Origin of the sequence: Anaerocolumna xylanovorans DSM 12503 (assembly GCF_900143645.1) — a bacterium.
In the GTDB taxonomy this organism is placed as follows: domain Bacteria; phylum Bacillota; class Clostridia; order Lachnospirales; family Lachnospiraceae; genus Anaerocolumna; species Anaerocolumna xylanovorans.
This window is the reverse complement of the sequence record NZ_FRFD01000013.1, coordinates 41,189-67,073: the sequence shown is the minus strand read 5'-3', so window position 1 is coordinate 67,073 and position 25,885 is coordinate 41,189. Positions and strand designations below refer to the sequence as shown.

Below are 25,885 nucleotides of genomic sequence, written 5' to 3'. Positions count from 1 at the left end.
GGTGTCCACATGTGTTCTTTCCTGCGGCACCAGCTTAAAGCTACTGTTCTATTCCTACGGTATATAAGAGATTTTGTACATCTGCCGCAGAGGCCCCATAACTTTTGATATTGTTTCCGAGAATCTTTGAAGCTTCTTCTTTTGTAATGCTCTGTGTTACTGCTCTTTCTTTTCCATCCTCTATCAGTGTATACTTCCAGCTTACCTCACTTAAATTTTCTATCAATGCCAGCATGCAAAAGGCATACTTTTTCATAGTACTGTCAAAATTGTCCTGCTCTTTGTCCTTTATACTTTCTTCAAACAGCAGAGTGTAGCCATAAGGCTCTTTCTTTGTCTGCAGTTCATTCTTAAAGTTCCCAAGTACCCTTCCCACTTTAAGATCTGCTACTATCCTGCCATTGGCAGACATATTACCCACATAGGGATTCTTATGCTCATACAGGGTATTTGCCAATAAGCCGGGTTCTGTGTTTCCCCACGGGTGATAGGTTCTTATCCAGACCTCCGCTTCCGTTTTTGCCGCCGAAAGATTCATACCGCTGCTCCAGATTAAGGTCTTTGCAGACTTCCCGTCTTCATATCCCTTTAATCCTTCATACAAGTATATATTTTTAATACCGCTCATCTTCGTGTCGAATTCCCAGCGGCTGTAATCGTCCGTATTTTCTGCAAAGCTGTTTTCTGCTGTTTTCGTATTCTTAAGCCGCAGCTTATCCGTCTTAAGTGTAATATAAATATCCCCTTTTTCCTCAAACCAGCTTACACCTTTTGCGTGAATGGCATCCGAAACCTTTAAGGCAAAATAGACATTGGAATTCGACAGCATACTCAAATCCTCCACGGTTACTTCACTATCTTTCACAGCTCTGGTTGTGACCGAATAAAGCAGGGCTGATATTCCAAATACAATAACAACTGCCATTGCCAGGATACCAGTTAATAAGGCTTTGGTTTTTGACCTTTTCCAGCGGGACGAGATTTTTTTAATGACTTCTTCTTCCTGTCTGTCCACTGCGGATATCTCTCCTTTATAACTTTCCAGCTCCCTTTTACAGCTTTCACACCCTTCTATATGCTCTTCCACCGCCCTTTTACTGTCTTCACTGCATACACCATCTATATAAAGAGGCAGCAAGTCTTTTATAATATCACAGGTCTTTTCCATTTTCCATTTCCTCCATTAATGCTCTAATCATTTTCTTGCTGCGATAAAAAGTGACTCTTGCCCAGCTTTCGGTCTTATTAAATAATTCTGCTATCTGTAAAAAAGACAGTTCTCCGAAAATCCTTAAGGAAAATACCTCTTTATAAGGTTCTTCCATATTATGCAGATGTTTATGAATCGTAAACACCATCTCTTTGTCCTCAAGCCGTATAACAAAATCCCTGTCATCCGGTACCTGCTCCCACTCTTCTACTGATTCTGCCCTTTGCTTTTTGCAATAGGTATAGTAGCTGTTCTTTGCAATCTGGCACAGCCAGGTACTGATTCTGGATTCTCCCCGAAAACGTCCTATATTTTTTAATGCCTTATAAAAAGTCTCCTGGGTTATCTCTTCCGCAACGGACTGACTGGCACATAAGCCAAGGATATAGGCGTACACCGTCTTAAAGTGCTCCTTATATATCCGGTCAAAGTCCATATTCTCCACTTTTTATCACCTCGTTTCTTCCTGTTACATAGATTAGACTTGCCATTTCTTATTTCGTTACAACAATTATAATAAAAACAAGAAAGAGTCTGGCAAGCCAGACTCTGGCGCTGATGCGCCGTCACGCAGTGACAACTTCCCCGGCGCATCATAATGGAACTTTTCTACATCAGATTTTAACCTTTGATAAATTTACTGACCTTTTTAGGATTCGCTCCTGCATTGAGCCGATTAATCCACTGATATATCTTTTCATATGCATCATCCGGTTTTATCTTCAGAGCTTCTTTTATAATCTCTTTACCAAAAAAGTCCTCTGTCAGGCAGAAAACCGTAGAAGACCAGCCATATTCTTCCCCTGCCTTTGATGTCTTTCTGGCCCTGCCGCACATGGTAATGTAGAATTTCATCTGAAGCTCCGTCATGGCTGCATCAAACCTTGCCTTATCCTCTGCGCTAAAACCTCCATACTGCTTTATCAGGTGAAGAGGCAGCTCCTTGTATTCTGTAAGCAGCCGGTAAATCTTTCTGGCAAAGAGGCTGATATTCCCATTCTCATATTCCTCTTCCAACTCCCTGTCCCCTCTTCTGACTGCATAAAAGTAAGGATACCATTCCCTGGTTATATAACCGCTCTTTTTAAAGAAGAACTTGCCATAGGCAATATCGGTTTCCTCATTTAATACTCTCATTCTCCATTCCCATGGATCGGTATCTGCATCCTCTGTATGCCACTGTATGGTATCCCCGTAATAATCACAAAGTGAAAACACTCCCTCATTATTCACTCCTCCTGTACTCATCCCTGCCTTATAAAGATTCTCTTTAAAGTCCTGAAAATTATAAATAGTAGCCAGCATATATCTTTCCCCTTTCATTCCAATGTTATATTCCTGCCATACCAGTTTTATTTTCTTCATTTTAACCTCTTTCGTCAATATCAAATTTTTAATTTGATATTCCTGAATACGTAGTTGAAAAATTTATTTTTCAACCTAACAGAACCCGGAACCACTTTGCAATCATATAAGAAATGAATAAATATAAACGAAAAACATCGTACACTTCCAAAGGTCTCCTTCATACATTTGCCCTGTATAACGTGAAAGGAGCTGCTGCAAAATTAATCCAAATGCAACAGCTCCCAACTAATACTATTCCAGCAGTATATCTGCCAATACCTTCGGTATGGCCTGCAATGCCGCCTGCCTTTCTACCGCTCCGATATCGTAGGCAACCTTGGGCATTCCATATACAACAGAGGTTTTTTCATCCTGCCCGATAGTCCTGGCGCCTTTTCTTCGCATAGACAAAAGACCTCTGGCACCGTCATATCCCATGCCCGTCAGAATGATTCCCACGGCATTTTTACCGGCTTCTTTTGCTATGGAATCAAACAGCACATCAATGGAAGGGCAATGCCCATTAACCTTTTCTGCTTCAAATACTTCTGCTATATAGCCCTCTTTTGCTCTTTTGATCCTCATATGCCGGTCCCCGGGTGCTAAAAGGACACGCCCTTTTCGTATGACATCTCCGGATTCTGCTTCCTTTACCTCAAGTGAAGTCTGGGTGTTTAGTCTTCTTGCGAACATACCCGAAAACACAGGCGGTATATGCTGTGTTATCACGATGCCAGGTATGCCGACCGGCAACTGCTTTAATATCTGATAAAGAGCTTCTGTCCCTCCGGTAGAGGCGCCCATAGCAATTATTTTTCCAAGCGGAAATTCCATGTCTGCGGGAAGACCGTCCCCTGACATTTCCTTCTGTTCAACGACCTTCGCTGCTGCTGCCATCTTAATCTTTGTAATCAGATCCAGGTAAAACAGCTGCATGGCAGAGGAAGTCTTCTCTTCCGGCTTGGAAATAAAGTCCACCGCACCGGCATCCATTGCTTCAAAGACCGCATTGCTCCTTCCGCTTATTACAATTACTGGCAGCGGATACTGCGGAAGCAGCCTTCGAATAAATTCAATACCATTCATTCTTGGCATTTCCACATCGCAAATCATGACATCCGGCTCGAATTCAATGATTTTGTCCCTCGCCATAAAGGGATCCTCTGCTCCTGCCACTACTTCTATTTGCCTGTCCTGCCTGATTCCACGTATGATTGCTTCCCGAAATACAATACTGTCATCTACAACCAATACCTTTATTTTATCTCTAACCATAAATCCTCTGTTTTGTTTTCCGGTATACGGAAGGCATAACATACTGAAGGCCGATGTCTTCTTTATTAATAGCTTCCGAATGACCGATAAACAGATATCCCCCCTCTGCCAAATTCTCCTGCAGTTTCCGAATCAGCTTGTCCTTATCTGCCTGATCAAAATAAATCATTACATTTCTGCAAAAAATCACATGAAACTTCTTTTTAAAAGGATATACTTCCTCCATAAGATTAAATCTGCGAAAGATTACTTCTTTCTTCAGAAAATCCTTAACCTCCCACTGGTCATCCTCTTTCATATAAAAATAATCCCTCTTCCATTCATTCGGCAAGGGTGCCGTATTCTCCTTGGAATAGGTAGCTTTTCTGGCAATATCCAGAGCGCTTACGGAAATATCAGTCGCAAGTACCTTCGTATCCCACCAAAGCTTTTCTCTGCCCAAAAATTCATTATTCAAGATAGCAAGTGTATAGGCTTCCTCTCCCGTCGAACAGGCAGCACACCAGATACGCATGTCTCTGTCGGTTACGGTATTCTTAAGTTTCGGCAGGATATCCTTTTCGTAAAACCGGAAATGCTCCGACTCTCTCATGAAAAAGGTATGGTTTGTCGTGAGTTTGTCAATCATTTCCGTAATCTCACTCTCAGAGCTGTTTTGTGTAAGGTATGTAAAATACTCCGTAAAGCTTTGCATATTGTACCGGTATAGTGTATTTTGCAATCTGCTGTTTACCAATGCCTTTTTTTCGCTTTTCAGATTAATTCCGCAATATTTGTGGATATAATCTGCCAGCTGCCTGAATTCATTTTCTGTTATTTCTACCATAGGAGGCCACTCTAATATTTCCCAAATTCTTCATCACTTAATATGATTTTTTTTATTTTTTCCGGGTTATGTCCTCCGTCGATCTTCTTTGAACTGTTATTATGGCCGTATCTGAAGTCGGAACTGGCGGCTTCTTTGCGGATATCATAATTCTTCTGATTTTTTAATTTAAATTTCTGCACCTGATCCTCCAATAATACTGCCTGGCTTGCCAATTCTTCACTGGCTGCTGCGCTTTCTTCGGAGGTGGAGGAATTCGTCTGGATTACAGTCGATACCTGGATAATACCCTGATTTACCTGCTCAATCCCTATGGACTGCTCATTGGAAGCAACCGATATACTACTGATCAGACTTGCTACATTTTCTATACCTTCTACAATCTTCTTAAGCGCTGCAGCTGTATCATTGGCAATTTTCGTTCCGCTTTCAGATTTCTTTACAGCACCTTCTATCATGGCCGTTGTCTCTTTTGCTGCATCAGCTGAACGGGCCGCCAGATTACGTACCTCCTCCGCAACAACTGCAAAGCCTTTGCCATGCTGCCCTGCTCTTGCTGCTTCTACCGCCGCATTTAAGGCAAGAATATTAGTTTGGAAGGCAATATCATCAATTACTTTTATAATCTTAGATATGTTCATGGAGGCATTGTTTATATCCTCCATTGCTCGAAGCATTTCCTGCATCTGGGCATTTCCGTCCATCGCACTAAGTTTTGTCTGCCCTGTAATTGAATTTGCCTTATCGGCATTATCGGCATTGGTTTTGATTTGTGCAGATATTTCTTCCACAGATGCAGACAGTTCTTCAATGGTACTGGCCTGCTCGGTAGCTCCCTGGGAAAGTACAATGCTTGTATCGGAAAGCTGGGAGGAACCGATGGAAACCTGCTGTGCAGCGGTACTGATGCTTGCCATGACTCCATTCAGATTATCGACCATTTTACGTATAGCTTCAGACAGGATACCTATCTCGTCTTTTCCACGAGCTTCCACCTCTAAATCCAGGTCTCCCTGTGCAACCCGTTCAGCAACCCCAACCATATTTACTATAGGCTTACTGATTATACGGGAAAGTATAATCCCAAGAAAAACAGCAATTAAGACTGCTACGACAACGATGCCAACTACAAGATCAATCGTCTTCCGGGAATCCGCGCTATATTGTTTGGATAAGCTGCTTCCGCCCTCGTCTTTTAACTCGAATAATTTATCGATATCCGTTGTTATTTCCGCTACCAATTCCGCACTGCTATTTTTCTTTAATAAAGCGGTGGCGTCTTCTTTTTGACCATCCAGAGCCAATTGTATTATCTGTTCCTGCAAAGGCTGGTATTCATCTAATGCAGCCGTCAGATTAGCAAATACCTCTTTTCCTTCCGCTGTCTGAAGAGAGCTTTCAAATACAGAAAGGGATTTCGTCATTTCTCCATGATAAGTTTCCGCTTTCTCCACATATTCCTTTTGCTTCGCATTGTCCTCCTCTAACAGCAGATCTCTAAGACTAACACGTATCTGCTGGAAATCCAGAGAGGCCTCTGCGATATTTCCCAATGGCGTACCGTAATTCTGATATAGGGAAGTGTATTTCTTATCCATGGAATAAAGGTTGTAAATTCCTACTCCTCCGACAGCCCCTGCAATGGCTGCAACTATAACAAATCCTATAAGAAGCTTTGTAGCGATTCTTAAATCTCTAAATTTCATCCTTTGTAAACCAATAACCTTAAGGCTAGGCCTGTGGTATTGCCACTATTTTTCATCCGGAAGATATAACTGTGGCATCCTTTCTTTTTAATTTCTTCCGGTCTGTGCTTTTTAGATATTTATCAAATTCTCCTGCTCCTGCTCATTAAGCAGATGCTCACAATCCAATATAAGCTTTACCTCATTTCCTGCCTTACCAATCCCTTTCATGAAACGGTTCCCGCCGCTTTTTACATCAGGAGGGGATACGATGTCTTCTTCCGGTATTGTCAACACTTCTGCTACGCTGTCAACAATAAGTCCGATCGACAATGCATTAATATCTATTACGATAACACAGGTTCTGTCATTGTATTCCCTGGGTGCCTTTTTAAACCGCAGCCGTATATCCATCACCGGTATAATTTTGCCTCGCAGATTGATGATTCCCTTCATGTAAGCCGGAAGCTCCGGTATCTCTGTGACAGGCTGTATTCCGATAATCTCTGTCACATACTTAATTTCTATCCCATATACTTCGCTTCCTATCTGGAATGTCAAGTACCTGTCCTTTTGCGTATCCTCCTCTTCCTCTATAAATCTCTGCGCGTCATCCATGCCATCCTCTCCTTCCCATTGTTTTATGATACTTTCGTAAATCCAAAGTCCTCCAACACCTTTGCTATTTTTTCAACATCAAGAGGTTTTGCTGCATAAGCATCACATCCGATATCCATGGCGTCCTGAACTATCTTGGTCTCTGCAAGTGCCGTAGTCATAATGATTTTTGCTCTTTTTTCCGGAAGCATATTTTTCTGTTCTTCCAGTTCCCGTATAGATTTTAATACTTTAACACCATCTACCTTCGGCATCATAATATCAAGACAGATCAGGTCATAATGCTGGTTCTCCCGTACTGCCATTAAAAATGCATCCAATGCTTCCAGCCCGTCCACTACCAGATCGCATTCCCCGTACCTGCTTAAAAATTTATATAAGAATTTTCTGCTTATCAAGTCATCCTCAGCAATTAGTATTCTCATATCCTGCCACCTCCTTCTTATTCGTCTTAGACCAAGCTGTCAGCCCAGCTGTTCCCTGATAATTGTCAGCTCCTCCTTCATCTTTTGATAGTTTTTCTTCACTTTCTCCATCTCTTCCTTTCTGGCAGACAATTCCGTCTTAAAGCAAATGTCTTTTAATACATCCAATCCGGCTTTTATAGCCTGCTCTTTGATTTGATGTGCCATCTTCTCTGTTACTTCAAAATCCCAGCCTTCTATTGCTTTGCCAAGCTCCTTTATATTTCCCGAAAGTTCCTTTAACAGCTCCTCTGTCTTCGGAGAGGATTTTTCTTTCTCTATCCGGGTAAGGTACTTTATTTCTCCGTTCTTATCCAAATAAACTCCCTCCGGGTATGAGTTTTTTTCAATCATATTGAAAAGCATATCCATGTTTACAGGTTTGGGCAGATAGCCGTCAATCCCCATCTGCAGGAATCTTTCCTTATCTCCTTCAAGGGCATAGGCAGTCAGGACAACTATTGGAATATGCTTCCCGTCTCTTTCCATCTGCCTGATTTTCTGGGTGGCCTCAAATCCATTCATCTCCGGCATCTGGATATCCATCAGTATAATATCGTACTTTTTGTCCCTAAACATCCCTACCGCTTCTTTTCCGTTACGGGCAAGCTCAACCTTATGTCCCCGCTTCTTTAACATATTGGTGGTAACCATCTGATTAATCTCATCATCCTCCACCAGCAGTATGTTCAGAGGATTGTCTGTTTTCCGCATTTCCGGTATGTTTCTTTTTGTACTTGCAACCGGAATTCCTTCTCTGAATTTAAGGCGGAAGAAAAAGCTGCTGCCCTCTCCTTCTTTGCTCTCAACTTCTATGGTACCTCCCATTATCTCTATGAGCCTTTTTGCAATGGCAAGTCCAAGCCCCGTACCTCCGTATTTTTTTGTAAAGGAATGTTCCACCTGATGAAAACTTGTGAACAGAGAAGAAAGATTATTCTCTGCAATTCCAATACCGGTGTCAGATATCCGGAACAGTAATTCTATCATCCCCTGTACTTCTCCGGTCTTACTGATTTCCAGGCTGACATAACCTTTATTGGTGAATTTAACGGCATTGCTCATCAGATTATCAATAATCTGCCGAAGGTGCCCCAAATCTCCGTTCAAATATGTTGGAATGTCCTCCTGCAAGGAATATTTTAGTGAGAGTCCCTTTTCCTCTACACGTACGGTGTACAATTTAACAAGTTCCTGCATCATCTCTTTGATATCAAAATCTTTGTATTCAATAGACATCTTCCCGGCTTCCATCTTGGAGAAATCCAATACATCGTTTATGATGTTTAGCAGAGAACCCGCACATGCCTTGGCTGTTATCAGATTTTCCTTCTGCTCGTCATTTAATTCCGTCAGCAGTGTAAGGTCAATCATGCCGGTCATTCCGTTAATAGGAGTCCTGATTTCATGGCTCATATTTGCCAAAAACTCACTTTTAGCCTGGTTGGCAGCCTCTGCGCGCTCCTGGCTTATACGTATTTCCCTTTCTGTCCTTTTCCTCTCGGTTATGTCCCGGATGATACTAAATAGTATCATCTTTTCTCCGATATTAACCAGCTGCGTACTGACCTCTGTTTCGAAAATGCTCCCATCTTTCCGTTTATGTACAGCTTCCAAAAAAATCTCTTTTTGCCTGCTTTTATTAAGCCTCTCTCTTGCTAAATGGCTATCCAGCCAGATGTTTCCGATACTCATGCCGGTCAATTCTTCTTTTGTATACCCATAAGCTTCCAGTGCGGATTTACTTGCTTCCAGGATGGTCCCGTCCGGCTCCATCATGACAACAATATCCCTTGCACTGATAAATATAGTCCGGTAGCGTTCCAGTCTTTCTTCTGCTTCCCTGCGCTTTTGTATGTTAAGAATGGAAGCCAAGTATCCTTTAAGTTCTCCTTGCAGATTATAATAGGGTGCATGTGCTACAATGCACCAATCATATGCTCCGTCCTTTCTGCGTATCCGTATTTCCGATTGGAAATATTCCTGGCTTTTCATTGCTTTCTCCCGGATAGTAACATACTTTTGCAAATCTTCCGGATGAATGGATTCATACCATCCGAACCCCAGTGCCTCTTCCAGGCTTTTCCCGTAAAAATCCAACCATACTTTATTGGCATAGGTACAGGCAAGTTTACTGTCCGTCTGCCATATAAAGGATGGGATCTGATCCAATATATTCCGGCAGGAATCTCTTGCCTCTATAATTGTTTTTTCTTTGTTCTTGCTCTCCGTAATATCCGTTAGGGTTATCAGACTGTATTTTGCAAAGTTGAATGATATCGGTGCTACGCTGATGCGAAACCAGTATTCGCTTTGGTTGCCGCTGCAAGACGGTGTCTTTTGCTGTTCGATATTCCCGCTTTTGATATCCTGTCCAAAGGCCAAGCTGACTGCCTTGCAGAATTTACAGTTTTTACACAGGGGTCCCTTGCCGCACCGGAAGTTATTTATTACGCTGTCTGTACAGGGAAAGCTGTCGGTGAATGGATTTCCTATAATTTCCTCCCTGCTCCGGTTTAAGTACTGCAGGGCCGTGTCATTTATCTGTGTTATGGTATACTCCCTGTCTATGGTAACCATGCCTACGTCTGCATAATCGAAAATCATTTTCAGATTATTCTTTTCATTCAGGTTTTCAATTTCCAGTTTTTTAAGCCTTGTAATATCCCTGAATGTAACCACCGCTCCGCGTATTGCAGAATTCTGGTCAACGATTGGTGTAAAGGTTGCTGAAATGTATTTTTCATTATTGCTGCCCGTTCTTAGGACTGTATTGTTTTTAAGTCCCTTGATCTTTTCGCCGCTTAGCACTTCTCCAATCGGACTTTCCACCCTTGTACCGCTCCTGGCATCCCATAAGCTTACTACCTGTCCGAAATCTTTTCCTCTTGCTTCTTCGGCTTTTATCTCCAATATGCTCTCTGCTGCTTCATTCATATAAATGATTTTTTGTTCCATATTCGTAGAAACAACGCCTTCTCCGATTGAAGACAGAGTGGCTTGTGCAAGTGCAACAGCCTCATCGGACATCATACTTTCATACATGGTTATCACCCCTTTTTATCAGGCTTTAACAATCAGCCAGACCTGCTGCATCAAGAATAAGGCTGATGCTTCCGTCTCCCAATAAGGTACAGCCCGCCAGTCCTTTGATCTGTTTCATTTTCCGTATATAAGCCGGCAGGGATTTTACTACAACCTGCTGCTGTCCAATCAGTTCATCTGCAAAGATACAAAAGAGCTTGCCCTCCTGTCTTACAACAACGATAATACCTTCTGTAAAACAGGTTATCTTAGTTTTTACATCATAAAGCCGGTGAAGCCTTAGAACGGGATAACTCTGCCCTCTGATCATTAGTATCTCTCTGCCTTCCGGGTCTATTATAATATCCCTTTCCCGCGGTCTTAAGGATTCTATGATAGATACCATAGGAATCGTATAATAAGAGTCGCCCACTCTTAAGTTCATACCATCTATAATTGCCAGGGTTAAAGGGATGGATAAGGTAGTGGACATTCCCTTACCAGGTTTACTGTCCACCGTTACCGTCCCTCCAATAGCGCGGATGTTCTGCATTACTACATCCATTCCCACACCACGTCCTGAGTATTCCGAAACGTCATCTTTCGTTGAAAAGCCCGGCAGAAAGAGCAGGTTGAATACTTCCTTATCCTCCATTTCTTCCGGATTTTTTGGTAACAGGTTAAGGCTCTGTGCTTTCTTAAGAATATCTTCTCTTTTTAATCCTTTGCCGTCATCCCTTACTATTATCCTGACATCTCCTCCTGCATTTTTCGCTTCCAAAGTGATAACTCCGGTTCTGTCCTTGTTCTGCATAAGCCTTTCCTCCGGCGGCTCTATGCCGTGATCGGCAGCGTTTCTTACAAGATGCATCAGGGGATCGGAAATATGCTCAATAATATTTTTATCTACCTCGGTATCCTCTCCGATTATTTGAAGCGTGATTTCCTTCTTTAGCTGTTTGCTCATATCCCTGACAATCCGCTGCATTTTTAGGAAAACCGGTCCTAAGGGAACCATACGCACGGACATTACCGTATCCTGAAGCTCATCGGTAATTTTCTTTAACTGCCGCGCCGCCTTGTGGAAATTTCCAAGCTCCAAGCCTTTTAAGTCCGGGTTCTGGGTTACCATGGCTTCTGCTATTACCATTTCACCTACCAGATCCATTAGTTTGTCAAGCTTACTGACATTCACGCTGATTATACCCTGATTTGCCGATGAATGGCCTTCCTTTGGAACATCATTTATCCTCTTGGAAATACCCTCTGCCGCCTTAACAGTATCCTTACTGTTTTCGTGTCCTTTTTCTCCCAGGTTGGTAAGCTCCAGCTTTTTTAAAAATATTGTATTTTCTAAAAGTTCTTTTATCTGTTCATAGGATTCATTGGATTGAAAGAATATAAGAAAACCGTCTTTTTGAATCTTTTCAATACACTCACTGGTATCTTCCAGATTTTCCGGCTCGTGGCAGATTTCTCCCGCTGTTCCACTAAGTTCATGAATTACGGTAAAGGCACGTATGTTTTCCAGCTCACAATCATCCTCAAAGAAGATGACTGCTTTATAGGCATATTTGTATTGCGAAATATTTACCCTGTCCTGGCTTATGTAATACTTCTTTGGCTTTTCTTCTCTTCGCTTTTCATCTATGGGCATATTAACTGATCCACAGTTTGCTTTTAGCTCTGACAGAATATTTTTAATGCTTCCCGCTATTTCTTTCGAATCACCGTCTGCCTTATCGCCATTCTTTATCTTTTCTAATTCAACCTTGATAAAGTCAATGCTTTGGAAAACAGCGTCACAAATGAAAGAACAGTCAACCTCTTCGGGCTTTTCTTCCCTTAGGAAATAAAATAAATCCTCTGCTGTATGTGCAAGAACCGATATATTTTGAAACATCATCATGGCAGAAGATCCTTTTATGGTATGCATGATGCGGAATATTTCATTGATATCTGATACGGCAAAGCCCGTCCCTTTTTCACATTTTAGTACCGTCTGCTCCAGCTGTTCCAGGAGCTGGGATGTTTCAAAAATATACACATCCAGCATCGGTTCATTTGTAATTTTGTCCTGCACATTATACCTCCCCAATGGAATTTATATTGATAACAGTTTTTGAACAGTTTTTAACATCTGCTCCTCTTTAAAGGGTTTAATGATAAAAGTCTTAGCGCCCGACAGGATGGATTCTCTTACCATAGCCTCCTGTCCCATAGCGGAAATCATCATGACAACAGCCTTCGGATCATACTCTATGATTAATTTAAGTGCTTCAATTCCTGTCATATCAGGCATCGTAATATCCATCGTTACCAAGTCAGGCTTAAATTCTTTATATCTTTGAACTGCTTCCATTCCGTTTGATGCCTCGTAAAATTCAAATTGTCCTTCCTTTTCCAACATGTTCTTAATTGATAGTCTCATAAAAACCATATCATCTACAATAAGGATTTTTTTCATTTACTTTCCTCCCTCTATTATAAAAATTCTATCCAGTAAAAGCTGCAATGCTGATACTGTGCGCTCTTTTAAGGGAAACTTCTTTCCTTCCATTCTCCACATCAGTATAACCTCTCTGCATAACCCTGATATGATATCCCCGACGGCTTCCGCATCGGTATCCTCTCTTAGATATCCCTTTATTTTGGCATCTTTCACTAAAAGAGTGATATATTTAAGTCTTTGAAAATAGATAGTTTCCACTTTGCTTTTTAATTCCGGATCATACCGGAGTACATCCAATATCTGAATAATAGCTGTAATAGCAGGATAATTCTCATAATATTCTGTGGACAAGCTTACAAAAAAGAGAATTGCTTCTTTGGGATTTGCTTTCCTGTATCTGGCAGACTGAAAAATATCTTCGTCAAATTTAGCAAAATAATCCAAAACCGCTGCAAGCAGATCGTTTTTATTTTTAAAATGTCTGAATAAGGTTGCTTCCGACACCTCTTCTCTTTTCGCAATTTCTTTTGTAGATAGTCCCTGAATTCCCAACTCATCTATAAGATCAATTGTAGTGATAATCAGTCTATCCCTGCGATGTAATACTTGACTTTTCATAATTTCTCCTACGAATTCCACAAATCTGGTTACTGTATGCCTATATAAGAAAAATGAAAAATACATCGTATCTTCCATTCCAATCTTATACCGTAGTAACCACTTACTCACATTATAGTATTTTTTACCAATTTGTCAATTATTTATTAGGAAAAATGTACTATATTGCAACATTTTGATAATAATTGTCGTTTTATGGTACTATGGTTAATAACCCGGCAAAAAGCCGGCCGCATAAAAATAACCGGGCAGTATAAGACCTTATAAAAGTCTGTGTGCCCGGTTCTATATTCTATCTTGTTTTCCTATACTACTTTTCTCCAGATTAACACCCATGCATATCGCAGACCCGCCAGTAGATTGCTTGCAATCTACACGATACTGCCCAAATAGAAAGTGAAAAATGCTTTCTATTTTTCACACTACGTCCCGCCAGATAATTGCCAGTAATAAAAAAGCAATTCCTCCTGCCATAAGATAATACTTCTCCTGAAAGCTTCCATATTGCATTGAAAACAAAAAGAGATTGCCCATATATTTCTTACCGGCCCCGAAGTTCAGCAAAAAATACAGAATAGATGCCATATACCCTAAGACCGGCTGATTGGATAGGGAAAAGAAAAATGCTCCCAGTCCCCCCAGAAAAACACTGTTTGCCAAAAAACAGAAAAACATTTTTCCAAAGGGAAATTGGCACCCGCCTCTTATCATCCACAGAAGAAATAATAACCCCACTGCTGACAGGAAAAACAACGCACACAGAATGCGAAGCAGATGGTTTAACAGCATGGGTTCCTTCTTAGAGGCAACAATATCTCTGATATCCCTGTCTATGTCCGGTGAAAATACTGTCATTAAAAATATAATTCCTGTAAGGCTTAAAAATACTTCAATAACCTTGGCAGTCTGCTGTACATTCAGGTTCTCAAGTCCTATAGCAACGGGGGATAACAGGCAGAGTATAAATACCAGCAATGCAGGAATCCACAGATTATGCTTTAGATTTACGAATATGAGCTTTTGATACCTTTCCATTTTTTATATAAATTCCTTTCCTCTTACATTCATAGAGATAAACAAGTGCCGCTGTCAGTACCAGAGCGGCCACAGTGTATACGATACGATTCCACACAAGCGAATCCCGGGATTTATAAAAAACACTATATTCTCCCAGACTGTTAAACCTTGGAATAAGGTTATAGCCAAAGCCGCCTATCATCTGGCTGACGTTTGCCAAAAGAGATGCAAACCACCATATTACCTGTATCAGAATAGGGAATACTCCTTCTGTCAGTTCTCCCAGGAAATAACCCAGAGCTGTAACTGCCATAATGCTTGGCAGAAGCCATCCTGTACAATATTTTAGAAAAGCAAGGTAATCCGCTGTAATCCCTGCCTTCCCTGCCGCATAGACCGCCTGGGATAGAGGAAGCAGGGACAGAAGCAGTATGGGCAAGAACAGTATAGTGCATATGGCTGCCATACGGGCTGTTATTATAACAGCCGAAGAAGCACTCTTTCCATAAAGCACTCCCTTTGCATGGCTGTGCTTATCCTTCAGCACTCTGGATGTAACGAAAAATACCGGTATAATTCCCAAAAGAATACCAAAGTAATCACAGTACAGCCTGGCATAGGCACCGGAAAAACGGTCCTTTTCTTTCATCTGATTATACTCATGCAAAGCCTCCTCATAGGTGAGCGGCACTCTTGCATTGCTCTTTAAATAGGTATCTCCATACTTGCTTCCATTTCCGATAAGTTTAGCTGCCTGCTCCATATATCCAAGAAATTCATCATAGGTAATGTCCTTAGAAAGCTTTAAATCCAACGGAGCTGCTTCCGTCTGATAGGATGCCCCTCCCGATGATTCGTATTTCACTCCCCTTTTATAGTCATTTATTATCTTTTTAAATTCCTCATCCGTTTTGCCGGTGAGTTTTTCTATAATAACTTCTATTTTTTCTGTTTTTTCTTTATTCAGCCGGACGCCTTTGTAAAACCCCATAGGATAAGTTACATAAACTCCATAACAGTATTCATACAGCAGATTGTCCATGGCAGTCTCCATAATCACCTTTTCGTCTGTGCTGTAATGATAGCCATAGCTCTCTTTCCCCGGCTCCGGCTTTGCCGGAACGTCTTCCGACCCCATCTGCGTCAGATAAAAGAACAGGATAACTGCCAGATATCCAAAAAACATGATGCTTTTGCACCACATCTTGCATTCCTTCCGAAACAATGTCAGCCACATACAGCCTTACCTCCTTCTCTTCCCATCAGATAAAGGTAGGCGTCTTCCGCACTCGGTTCTGTAAGCACTGCCTTTTCAAAGGGAGTACCCTCTTCCGAGAGAAAACGCACCTCCGCCATGCTTCCCTTTGATAAGATTGCCGTAACGATATGCTTTGCTTTCAGCTCCTCTAATTCCATTCTGGATATTTCCGCTGTATAAACTTTCCCTTCTGCCATCTCTATCAGTTCTCTTACCGTTCCTCGAAATAATAACTTTCCGTTATCCAATACTGCAATATCCTCACAGGTTGCCTCAATGTCCCCTACAATGTGAGTTGAGAGAAGAACGATTCTGTCCTGGGCAATCTCACACAAGAGATTACGAAAGCGCACTCTCTCTTCCGGATCAAGTCCTGCCGTAGGTTCATCTACGATCAGAATCTGCGGATTATGCAGGATTGCCTGTGCAATGCCAAGCCTCCTTCTCATCCCTCCTGACATGGCCCTTACCTTGGTTCTGTGATTAGCAGACAGATTTACCTTATCAAGAAGCTCCGGGATGCGCTTCTTCCTCTCCTCCTTCTTCATACCTGAAAGGGTACCAAGATAGTCCATCACTTCATAGGCTGTCATTCCGCCATACATGGAAAAATCCTGGGGCAGATATCCTGTCATACTGCGTATTTTTTTCGTTTCACGGATGTTGATTCCATTGACGCTTATCTCTCCTTCTGTTGGATTATGTAAGGTTGCAAGAATTTTCATCAGTGTTGTCTTACCTGCGCCATTCCTTCCTAAAAGTCCGAACATTCCCTCGCTGATGGTCAGATTAATCCCATCAACAGCCTTTTTCTTTCCGTAATATTTACTTACGTTTTTTAGAATTATCTCCTGATTCATATTAGGTTTTTCCTTTCCATCACTCCAAAATTCCATAAATAAAGAATGTGCCAGGGCACATTCTTTATTCTATCTCTTAAATATCTATCTTTTCACTACAATATAAAAAAACTCGCACAAACAATTCCGCCTCCATGAATCCCATTGGTCATCTCAAGGGTTCCGCCATGCTTTTCACATAAGAGTTTACAGATGGTAAGTCCAATGCCAAAATGCCCTTTTTCAGTTGTAAAATAGGGCTTTTTCGCATTTAGCAGTGCTCTTTTATCAAAACCTGCGCCATCATCCTTAATGTAGAGAAAAAGCTTTCCGTTCTCAAGCTGAATCTGCACCTGAATCTTTTCCCTTGCATAACGTAGTGCATTACTGATAAGATTTTCTGCCACCTCTAAGGCAGCTCTGTTATCAAGAAAGATCTCCTCTCCTTCATAGCCTTCCTCACAATTCAACCTGGCAGAAATTCCGGAAGCTTCCATTCCAAAGAGAAGTTTTTCTATTTGTGAAAGAAGTTCCCCTGCCGTACTCTTTTCCCTTTTTAATTCCAAATCTTCAAAGGTATTTATCTCCTTCATAGTGCCGGAAAACTCTTCCAGCCTGTCAACCTGGTTTTCAATCAGGGAAAGCATTTCAAAGAGCTTCTCTTCCGATATCTGTCCGCCGGGCTGGAACTTACGAAGTATCTGGGTATAGCCCTTCATGACCGTCAGGGGCGTCCTGATGTCATGGGCAAAGGCTGCATTTAATTCCCTCTGGTCCTTCACCAGCTTCCATACATTCTTCCGGTTGTCGATTAGCTGAAGACGCATCCGGTTAAAGGCCTCGCAGATATCCCCCATTTCATCACCGCTTAGATAACGGCAGTCCAGGCTTAAATCATCCCTGCCCATAGCTTCCATTTCTTTTTTTAGAATTTCTAACGGCTCCCTTAATTTGTTCTTGTAATACATATGGCTGACCATAACAATAGCAATGCTTGCATAAACCAGGACAGAAAGTGACTCCAGCACCTCCAGAAAATACATCTTATTCTTAATACTTTCAGGCAGGTTTACGGTATCGGCAATGTAACCCTCGTTGTCCTTATAAATTACAACATAATCTGTTACCCCTTCCGCCGACATAATAACATTCTTCCACCCCTCGCAGAACAGATAGGTGGCATAATAGCAAAGACCGCATAGAAAAATTGCGATTATAATATAAAATCCCAGTGCTTTTTTCAGACTGGAATTTTTTAAGAACTTTTTTATCTTCTCTAACTGCTTCTCTACATAATCCATCGGTAGCCCACTCCCCATACCGTTTCTATAACATCCTTTTGACAATATCTTCCAAACTTTGTCCGAATCCTTCTGATATGCTCTGTTATAATATTGCTGCTGCCATCCTTGTCAAATCCCCAAAGCTTTTCATAGATAGTTTCCTTATCAAATACCTGTCCTTTGTGAAGGCTTAATATTTCCACAATATCAAATTCCGTTCTGGTTAAGTCTATCTCCTTTTCACCCCAGAAAACCCTTCTGGTGTCGTATTCAATTAAAAGCTCTCCGGCAATTCTTACCTTCTGCGTTCCTTTTTGCCTTCCCTCCCTGCGTAAATGAGCAGCTACTCTGGCACCCAGTTCCTCCAGGCTGAAGGGCTTCGTGATATAATCGTCCCCACCAAGTAAAAACCCATTAATTTTATCCTGCTCCTCCACCTTGGCAGTCAAAAAAACAATAGGCACATTCACATGGTTTCGTATTCTTTTACAAACGGACAGCCCATCCATATCCGGCATATTAATATCCAGCAATATAATATCAGGGTTAACTGCTATTCTTTCAATTGCAGAACAGCCACTGTCTGCGGTATATACAAGATACCCCGACAGTTCGAAATAGTCCTTTAACATTCTTAGTATATCTTCTTCATCATCTGCAATTAATATTTTATAGGCCATTTTTACTTTCCTTTTTCTATTAACCTTTACAATGCCTGCTAATATAAAATTTACTGTATAAATATCTACAAATTATCTATTCTCCGTATCCTTTATCTTTTCTTTTTCGATAACCGCTTTAGCACTTCATTATAGGAATGGTCGATCATATCCAGCAGCAAGTTACTGTCTTCAAAGTCATTAAGGTATACTGTGTTAAAATACGGCTGCTGCATCTTCGGACAATGGTATCCCTTTACCACAATATCCGGAAATGCCGTTCTAAAAAACTGCCCATACTCTGTCTCGCACCGTAAAGTTATTTTATAGTCACCTTCCAAAGGATACACCTGTGCAAATATCCCTCCGCCATTTAACCTGTAACAGATGGGAATGTCGCCAAAAGGATAATCTTCATATGCATTTTCTTTACCCATACAATATTGTTTTATTTCTTCTACATTCATGATATCCGCCGCTCCCTGCCATTAACGGTAATAACAGCTTATACATCTTCCGTTTTCTTCCTTTAATTGTACCACTACAGGACCTGCTATTACCAGACTATTTTTATCCTCTTCAAAGGTAATCTCTACAAAATGAGTACACAATATCAAATTTTTATATCTTATCATATTCATAGGGTCATACCCAGTTATGATTCCTGCCCTTGTCACCTTTTCCCTGCTTTTTCGGAAGAAAGTACGAAATTGCTCTTTTTGCCTCTGCTTACGCTCTGTAAGGAGCTTTTCTATCCCGCTATAAGCCTCTAACTCCACTTCTGTTTCCTGTAAACGGCCTGCAGCAAGCTCCCATACTGTCCTCTTTTCTTTTCCTACCTTGTGGTAAATATCGATTCCCGCTTCAGAAAGCAGGAGCATAAGGATAGCTCCTGTTATATAGGATATTTTTCTGATATCAAACTGTACGAATGAGCATTCCCCTAATATCCCTCTATATTTTTCCAATCTTTCTTCGTAAAGCTTATCATCAATCTGCTTTAATACCATAAGAGACGTGTACTCAGCCATTCCCTCCAGCGTTTCCGTCCTATACTCTTCACAAATAAAATCCCCTATTAAAAACGCTCTTTTCCTGCGGCATGCACCAATAAGAGCAAGAATCCTTCTTAACTCTTCCCTGTCCTTTTCCTTTACAGACCTTGCAAGCAGCAGATTTTCATTGTACTTTCCGAATAAATTCCATATATCAAGGGGATAGCAAAGCAGTTTAAAATCATTAGGATACCTCTCTTCCCCCATTTCCTGCTGGAAGGCATGAAACATTTCATGAGCAATTTCCGCTGCTAATTCCTCCGCCTTTACCTTTTCCTCCGAATCCACCCGCCAAATAGCCAAAAGGTCACCTTTCCACAATATGCAGGTATTTCCCCTAAAAGCAGGATCATAGGATACCTCTCCTGTCCTAAGATAAACTGTATTATCATTATAAAGAGCATACGGATATCGATGAAAGCCATTCCATATCCTCTTAAAATCTACTCTTTTAAGAATAGCATAAATCTCATCATATAATTCTCTCATAAAAAAAGTCCCCCTTTGGTATTTTCTATAGTTTAAACTACCAAAGAGAGACTTTTCAATATGAAAATCTATGTGTTTTTCATAGCTTTCAGGCTAAAGCTTGTTTTCTGAAAGCTGTTAACAGCTCTATTACCTCTGCCACCTCTTCTGCCCTTCCGGTCAATATTATCCTTGCCTTTCCTGCCTTCTTATCATAATGATAGGAGAATTGGATTTCTTTATAACCTCCCGTATTTATTTTATTAAGGAGCCTATCACAGATTTTCTTTCCATCCTCCTCCCTGTCAAACTGCATATTATAGATAGAACACAGGGTATCCTCTGCTTGTTTTCTGCCTTTTAGAAAATGTTCCACCAGGCTTTCTGCCTTTCCTTTCAGCCCTTGTTTTACAAACCTTTCTTCCAAAAAATCTTCCAAATTTCCATTATCAAAATACCATGTTCCCTTTACCAAACTGCCCTTTAGCAGACCTCTCTTCATATAATTTCTGATTGTCCTGTCCGTAAACCCGGTCATCTTAGAGATATCCGCTATAGTGAATATCTTTTTTTCTTTCCATGCTCTTATCATAGGCGTCCGGTTCTCACCCAGATATCCTAAAACTTCAACCTCTTCAAAACCGGCCCTTTTTAAGGCTTCTACTTCATGCTCCAGCGTAAGAGGAATATCAAAATGCACAAAAGTCCCTTCCGGTATCCCGTCCCGTTTCCTTCTGCGTATATATTCCGAAAGTAATAATTCTTCCTCTTCTATAGAGCCCGCTATGTAGTCGCATTCAATATAGCATCCGCCTGCCTTTAAGCTCTCATAAAGTTTTCTGAATACTTCTGCTTTCTTATCTGCTGTAAAATGATGCAGTGTTTCAAAGGATACTGCTGCATCATAACATTCCTCCCCAAAAGGTTCCTTAAAATAATCCCCGCAGATGATACAAAGTTCCTTCTTCCCATGCTTTGACCGAAGACGGTTTAACATGTCCTCGGACAAATCAATCGCCGTTACCTGCATCCCCGGAAACCTGTCAAATATGGCATCCAGCTCAAGCCCTGTTCCGCAGCCAATATCAAGCAGTTTCTTCGTTTCATCAGGAAGCACCTGTGCTATCCATGCATAATAATCTTTCCACAAAGCCATATGCTCTTCATAGCCGTCAATCCTGGCGCTGAAAAACTGCCCCATCTCCTCAAGTCTTATATCTTTTGTCTCTTTCAGCCAATTCTTTAATTCCAGCAGTTCTTTCTGCTGCTTCTCATCCATAAAAAACACCTCTTTTCGGTAATTGCAATCGGTAATATATCGGAATAACCGTAATCTTTTATCAATACCTCAAAACCTCCATATATAATTTACGCATGGGACAGTGTCGGAAAACGAAGCTGCTTTTCTTGGAATTCCTCCCATCCTTTTCCAAGGATAAAAAGAGTTGTATCCTCTTCTCTTAATTCCTCCCTGTCAAATCCATGGGAAGACAGAGGCGTAAACCCTAATATCACTTTTGTGATATCCTTTCCAAACGCGGCTATTACTCTATCCAGCTCTGCCTCTTTTTCTGAAATAACATGGTGGAGATAGAGGGTACCTTCTTCTTCCTCTGCAATTACATAGGTCTTAAGTTCTTGAATATAATAAACAGAATTCTTCATAAAATAAGTGAGGTAAAACATCCATATGCCCATATTATCCATCTCAAAAAGACTGTTTTTCCGGCCCTTTCTTATTATTTCTTCCATATAACCATAACTTCTTTTATCCGTCATAGGCCATGCAACAGCTCTTTTTTCGCCTGTGTCCCTTACTTTTTTACTGTACTGATATTCTGCGGCCTTTTCAAATCCGAATTTCGGGTAATAATCCAGTACACTGTCATTGGCAAACAGATAAATTCCGTCGCAGGTATCCTTATAATCCGTTACTATCCGCTCCATCAGCAGCCTGTTTAATCCTTTTCCTCTGTACTCCTCATCTGTCATTACCGTACCAAGCTGTATGAAGGATTTTCTTTTCCCGTTTAAATCAAACAACATCTTATTTACTGATACATTGGAGACAATCCTCCTGCCATCCATTATGGAATAAGGAATGTAATCCTCCCGCCAGAATCCAAGCTGATACCACTCTTCAAAACGGATTCCAAAGGTCTTTTGCGCCAATGCATCAAAACTTACTCTAAGACCCTCATCCTGTTTATAATCTGAAATAAATGCAAAGTTTTCCATCCTAATCCCCATGCCTTTCCCAAGGACTGCAAACTTTGAGCCGCAGGCACAAAGTTTCGTTTGAAAAATCTTGATTTTTCAAACTATTTCCCTTCTATAAAATATTGTAATAAAAAGCTGCCTTAAATTCCACCTTAAAATTTTTTATAGACTTCTTTGTACCAATTTCGGTTTTATTACGATAAAAAAGTACCTTGGCTTTCTAAGAACTTATACTAGAATAGCCAGGTACTTCTTTATCCCTCTTAACCAGAATACTTATTTTGTAAGCATCTGATTTAAGAGGGTTATCCATTTAATTGCAGCTTTTTTCGGCCCTATTAAACCGTTATCATTTTACCGGATATATTACCGCTTCCATATCACCTTCCAGCAGAAGGTGGTTATAAGGTTCCTTGGGATAAACCGATACGGCTGCCGGTATCAGGCCTTCTTCCGCAAACAATTCCAGAAGGGACACATCAAAAATCATCTCCAGCCGGTAATCTCCCTTTTGATATCTTTTGACAGATACTTTATTGAACATGGCATACCTTGCGCTAAAGTCCTTTTCATCGGCATTTGTTCTGTCAATGATAATTTCATCTCCGGAAACCTCTATTGTCAGCTTTTCACCGCAGCCATTATGCAAGTTAATCTTACCGCTTCCTTTTCCTGTAACTGTCAGTCCAAAGCTTTCCCATTCCAGATTACTCTCCTTCTCAACGGGCAAACTGCCTGCCATAAGCTTTTCAAGTCCCATGGGACTTAAGGCAATACGGTATCCGGCAGAAGTTTTCTTTAAATCTGCCTTAGCAGCAAGGGACATCTGGCCACGGTATTTGCCCGTCGGGGTTTCATTTGCATAGGCCCAATTGTCAGCCCAGCCCACCAAAATATTGCTTTCCGCATTCTGAAAGGTTACCGCTGCATAATAATCCGTGCCGTAATTTAACCAAAGCGGTTCTTTCTCCTTTTCCGTATCAATAAACTTATCTCCGTCAAAGGTGCCGATAAAGTACTGGGTTTTATGCTCTACATTTCCTTTTGTCTCATCCCCAATTATCATACTGATAATCAGCACCCATTTTGTTCCTTCCCCGGTCTGTACCGGGAAGCAGTCCGGGCATTCACAGATGCCCTTAAGTCCGTTCTCTCCTGCTATAAATTCTCCGGTCTGCTCCCATTCCTTTAAGTTCTTCGAGCTATAGAAATTTACTCTGTCTCCGGCAGCAATGACAAGGCTCCAGGAATTTCTGACCGGATTCCAAAAAGCTTTAGGATCCCTGAAATCCTTGATATTCGAGTCCTCAAGAACAGGGTTATTTTCATACTTTATGAAATGCAGATAATCCGTACTGTAAGCAATGCTTTGGACTTCTTTTTTCGTATCCGGATCATGATTGGTATAAATCGCCACCATAGGCGGTCTCTCTGCCGTACCAAAACCGGAAGTGTTTAAGGCGTCAAATACACAGCTGCCGGAAAAAATCATCCCCAGCTCATCAGGGCAGATGGCAACGGGCAGATGCTGCCAGTGAAGCAGGTCAGCGGAAATCGCATGCCCCCAATGGATATCCCCCCATCTGGCTTCCTCTGTATTATGCTGATAAAATAAATGATACATACCATCGGCATATACCATACCATTTGGATCATTGGTCCACATGGATAAAGGTGTAAAGTGTACCTTGGGCCTGTAATTATGTCTTTCCTGTAAATTCATCTCGTTTAAGTCTCCCTGCTCTGCTGATATGTTTCTCATTCCTTAATTTGTTTTATTTGTTTCTGTCAACTGCTGTCTGATAAATATTAAGTAAATCTGATAATCCTGCGGCGTCTAATTCGGATAAATAAGACTTCCAGTTATCATCCGTTACGCCGCCGGTAATCCATTGGTTAATGTATCTGTCAACAACATCGGAAATAGTAGGCTGAATCTGTGCCAGTCTGGACAGCTCCTCCGTGGTCATCATTACACGGGGTATGGAATCATATTCCTTCATAATATCGTCTTTGCCGTTTATCTTCTGATTCTCAAGGAGCTGTACGGCATCATAGGCATAACCTGCATATTTCTCATAATATTCATTCAGTACAATCATGGAGCCGCGGCAGGTGGTAGAATTCACACGTGCTGTACCAAAGGTAGTGTACTCTGTTTGAGGCACATACCTTCCCTGGTCATCTAACGGAGTCCTAAGAACTCCATTATCATCTTTTACATAGTTATAGCCTTCTGCACCCCAGTTGGACTGTATGGAAACATAAGGGTCACCAACCATATAATCTACAAACTTAGCAATTACGTGAGGGAATTTGCAGCTGGTGGTAATGGCGGTGTCAGAGGAATCCTGCAATTCAGAGAAATTGTTCTCAAAACCGCTCATGCCGTTCTCGCCCTTTAATCTGGGAATTGCAACATATTCATCATGTACATCAAGGTTGGTAATTTCCTGATCCGTCCAGGTAGCAAAGCTTCCGATTCTTGCAACATCTTCTTTAATTAAAGAGGATTTATAAGCGGCACTTTCATCTGCCTCAAAGGAACCATTCCAAACCAGACCTTCTTTATAAAGCATATTGAAGAATTCAGCTGTTTTTCTGAATGCCTCATCCTTTGCCGTAAAGGTTACCTTATCATCAACCAGTCTTAAATGGTCAGCATAAGCATTTCCGCCGCAGTAAGAATCCGCACTGCCGAAAGCTCCTGTGAAACGGTAGAATAAATTATAGGAACCAAACGTATCGGTTGCACCAAACCAGGAAGCCATGGGAATTTCATCTGCCTTGCCGTTGCCGTTTAAATCACCGCCGTCGCGGAAAGCTTTCAGGCAGTTCACCCATTCGTCAACCGTAGCAGGCACAGCCAGCCCAAGCTTATCAAGCCAGGTCTTATTAATGAGGAAAGGTCCTCCGGTTAATACAAGTCCGTACATTTCTTCTATGTAAGGGAAGCCGTAAGTATGTCCGTCCGGTGCCTTGATTTCTTTCCAGTAGTTCTCGCTGTCATCCAGTATCTTTTTTAAGTGGGGCATATCGTTATTAATCAGGTTCTCCGTAGGAAGGAAGATATCCTGGTCGGCATATTGAACTACAATATTACCGGATTTACCGTCACCGAAATTCCAGAATACATCGGGAAGTTCCTCTCCGGAAGCCAACATCAGGTTAATCTTCTCCTGGGCTCCTTCCTGAGGGATGGATTGCCAGTCAAATTCAACTCCCGTATCCTCAAACCATTTCTTACACATTGCCAGTTCCCCAACAGGCACCGTACGCTCTGCAGTATTAACAATCAGGGCAGAAATTTTACCGTATTTCTTCTCAAAGGCCTCTGGGTCCTTTATGATAGGTAAAGAACCGTCCAGATTAATTAATCCGGCATCCACAGCCTCCTGCTCCTCCGCAGTCAAAGATTTTCCGTCGCCTGATGCATTCTTTGAGGAGCCCTTATCCTTGCAGCCGCCAAGTACGCTTACAACCAAAACCACAATAAGTAACAATGAAACAACCTTCTTCATAACTAAATCCTCCTTCTATATTCTATTAATCTTAACCCGCCAAGAA

At 41.3% G+C, this 25,885-nt stretch carries 23 protein-coding genes; all 23 read right to left on the bottom strand.

All coding sequences use genetic code 11. The features are described 5' to 3' along the window. Positions 1 to 40: 40 nt before the first annotated feature. Positions 41 to 1,168 carry a DUF4825 domain-containing protein gene (locus BUF11_RS20180; RefSeq protein ID WP_073590677.1) on the bottom strand — a complete coding sequence of 376 codons (1,128 nt, stop codon included), beginning with the start codon at positions 1,166 to 1,168 and terminating at the stop codon, positions 41 to 43. Further along, the gene (locus BUF11_RS20175; RefSeq protein WP_073590773.1) at positions 1,152 to 1,646 is read right to left on the bottom strand and encodes an RNA polymerase sigma factor; all 495 of its coding nucleotides are present in this window, start codon (positions 1,644 to 1,646) and stop codon (positions 1,152 to 1,154) included. The genes BUF11_RS20180 and BUF11_RS20175 overlap by 17 nt, the downstream gene beginning before the upstream one ends. A 185-nt stretch (positions 1,647 to 1,831) precedes the next feature. Then, complete coding sequence (locus BUF11_RS20170; protein ID WP_242952431.1) at positions 1,832 to 2,575, bottom strand: AlkZ-related protein; 744 nt, start codon at positions 2,573 to 2,575, stop codon at positions 1,832 to 1,834. Between the two features lie 234 nt (positions 2,576 to 2,809). Next, positions 2,810 to 3,832: a protein-glutamate methylesterase/protein-glutamine glutaminase gene (locus tag BUF11_RS20165; RefSeq protein ID WP_073590676.1), complete on the bottom strand. Its 1,023-nt coding sequence runs from the start codon at positions 3,830 to 3,832 to the stop codon at positions 2,810 to 2,812. Continuing rightward, a complete protein-coding gene (locus BUF11_RS20160) occupies positions 3,825 to 4,658 on the bottom strand; it encodes a CheR family methyltransferase (protein WP_073590675.1) in 834 nt (277 codons plus the stop codon). The genes BUF11_RS20165 and BUF11_RS20160 overlap by 8 nt, the downstream gene beginning before the upstream one ends. An 11-nt stretch (positions 4,659 to 4,669) precedes the next feature. Next, positions 4,670 to 6,364 carry a methyl-accepting chemotaxis protein gene (locus tag BUF11_RS20155; RefSeq protein WP_073590674.1) on the bottom strand — a complete coding sequence of 565 codons (1,695 nt, stop codon included), beginning with the start codon at positions 6,362 to 6,364 and terminating at the stop codon, positions 4,670 to 4,672. A gap of 111 nt (positions 6,365 to 6,475) precedes the next feature. After that, on the bottom strand, positions 6,476 to 6,961 hold the full coding sequence (locus tag BUF11_RS20150; RefSeq protein ID WP_073590673.1) for a chemotaxis protein CheW: 486 nt from the start codon (positions 6,959 to 6,961) through the stop codon (positions 6,476 to 6,478). Between the two features lie 23 nt (positions 6,962 to 6,984). Beyond that, positions 6,985 to 7,386, bottom strand: a complete 402-nt coding sequence (locus BUF11_RS20145) for a response regulator (protein WP_073590672.1) — start codon at positions 7,384 to 7,386, stop codon at positions 6,985 to 6,987. Between the two features lie 39 nt (positions 7,387 to 7,425). Continuing rightward, on the bottom strand, positions 7,426 to 10,470 hold the full coding sequence (locus BUF11_RS20140) for a PAS domain-containing hybrid sensor histidine kinase/response regulator (protein ID WP_073590671.1): 3,045 nt from the start codon (positions 10,468 to 10,470) through the stop codon (positions 7,426 to 7,428). A 25-nt stretch (positions 10,471 to 10,495) separates the two neighbouring features. Further along, the gene (locus tag BUF11_RS20135) at positions 10,496 to 12,532 is read right to left on the bottom strand and encodes a chemotaxis protein CheA (protein ID WP_242952430.1); all 2,037 of its coding nucleotides are present in this window, start codon (positions 12,530 to 12,532) and stop codon (positions 10,496 to 10,498) included. A 21-nt stretch (positions 12,533 to 12,553) separates the two neighbouring features. Then, a complete protein-coding gene (locus BUF11_RS20130; RefSeq protein ID WP_073590670.1) occupies positions 12,554 to 12,916 on the bottom strand; it encodes a response regulator in 363 nt (120 codons plus the stop codon). Beyond that, positions 12,917 to 13,519: a TetR/AcrR family transcriptional regulator gene (locus tag BUF11_RS20125; protein WP_073590770.1), complete on the bottom strand. Its 603-nt coding sequence runs from the start codon at positions 13,517 to 13,519 to the stop codon at positions 12,917 to 12,919. A 417-nt stretch (positions 13,520 to 13,936) separates the two neighbouring features. Further along, complete coding sequence (locus tag BUF11_RS20120; protein WP_073590669.1) at positions 13,937 to 14,554, bottom strand: hypothetical protein; 618 nt, start codon at positions 14,552 to 14,554, stop codon at positions 13,937 to 13,939. Then, on the bottom strand, positions 14,511 to 15,773 hold the full coding sequence (locus BUF11_RS20115; RefSeq protein ID WP_073590668.1) for an ABC transporter permease: 1,263 nt from the start codon (positions 15,771 to 15,773) through the stop codon (positions 14,511 to 14,513). The genes BUF11_RS20120 and BUF11_RS20115 overlap by 44 nt, the downstream gene beginning before the upstream one ends. Next, positions 15,764 to 16,654 (bottom strand): ABC transporter ATP-binding protein, encoded by an 891-nt coding sequence (locus BUF11_RS20110; protein ID WP_073590667.1) that lies wholly within the window; start codon positions 16,652 to 16,654, stop codon positions 15,764 to 15,766. The genes BUF11_RS20115 and BUF11_RS20110 overlap by 10 nt, the downstream gene beginning before the upstream one ends. Positions 16,655 to 16,749: 95 nt before the next feature. Further along, positions 16,750 to 17,934, bottom strand: a complete 1,185-nt coding sequence (locus BUF11_RS20105) for a HAMP domain-containing sensor histidine kinase (protein WP_073590666.1) — start codon at positions 17,932 to 17,934, stop codon at positions 16,750 to 16,752. Beyond that, a complete protein-coding gene (locus BUF11_RS20100) occupies positions 17,922 to 18,596 on the bottom strand; it encodes a response regulator transcription factor (protein WP_073590665.1) in 675 nt (224 codons plus the stop codon). The genes BUF11_RS20105 and BUF11_RS20100 overlap by 13 nt, the downstream gene beginning before the upstream one ends. Positions 18,597 to 18,688: 92 nt before the next feature. Beyond that, the gene (locus tag BUF11_RS20095) at positions 18,689 to 19,042 is read right to left on the bottom strand and encodes an MmcQ/YjbR family DNA-binding protein (RefSeq protein WP_073590664.1); all 354 of its coding nucleotides are present in this window, start codon (positions 19,040 to 19,042) and stop codon (positions 18,689 to 18,691) included. Between the two features lie 21 nt (positions 19,043 to 19,063). After that, positions 19,064 to 20,119, bottom strand: coding sequence for a hypothetical protein (locus BUF11_RS20090; RefSeq protein ID WP_073590663.1), 1,056 nt, complete (start codon positions 20,117 to 20,119; stop codon positions 19,064 to 19,066). Between the two features lie 88 nt (positions 20,120 to 20,207). Continuing rightward, positions 20,208 to 21,377, bottom strand: a complete 1,170-nt coding sequence (locus BUF11_RS20085) for a class I SAM-dependent methyltransferase (protein ID WP_073590662.1) — start codon at positions 21,375 to 21,377, stop codon at positions 20,208 to 20,210. Positions 21,378 to 21,466: 89 nt separating this feature from the next. Continuing rightward, on the bottom strand, positions 21,467 to 22,336 hold the full coding sequence (locus BUF11_RS20080; protein ID WP_073590661.1) for a GNAT family N-acetyltransferase: 870 nt from the start codon (positions 22,334 to 22,336) through the stop codon (positions 21,467 to 21,469). Positions 22,337 to 22,667: 331 nt separating this feature from the next. Further along, a complete protein-coding gene (locus BUF11_RS20075; protein WP_175562115.1) occupies positions 22,668 to 24,041 on the bottom strand; it encodes a glycoside hydrolase family 32 protein in 1,374 nt (457 codons plus the stop codon). Between the two features lie 52 nt (positions 24,042 to 24,093). Continuing rightward, entirely contained in the window at positions 24,094 to 25,839 is a 1,746-nt protein-coding gene (locus BUF11_RS20070; protein ID WP_073590659.1) for an extracellular solute-binding protein, read from the bottom strand. Positions 25,840 to 25,885: the final 46 nt, after the last annotated feature.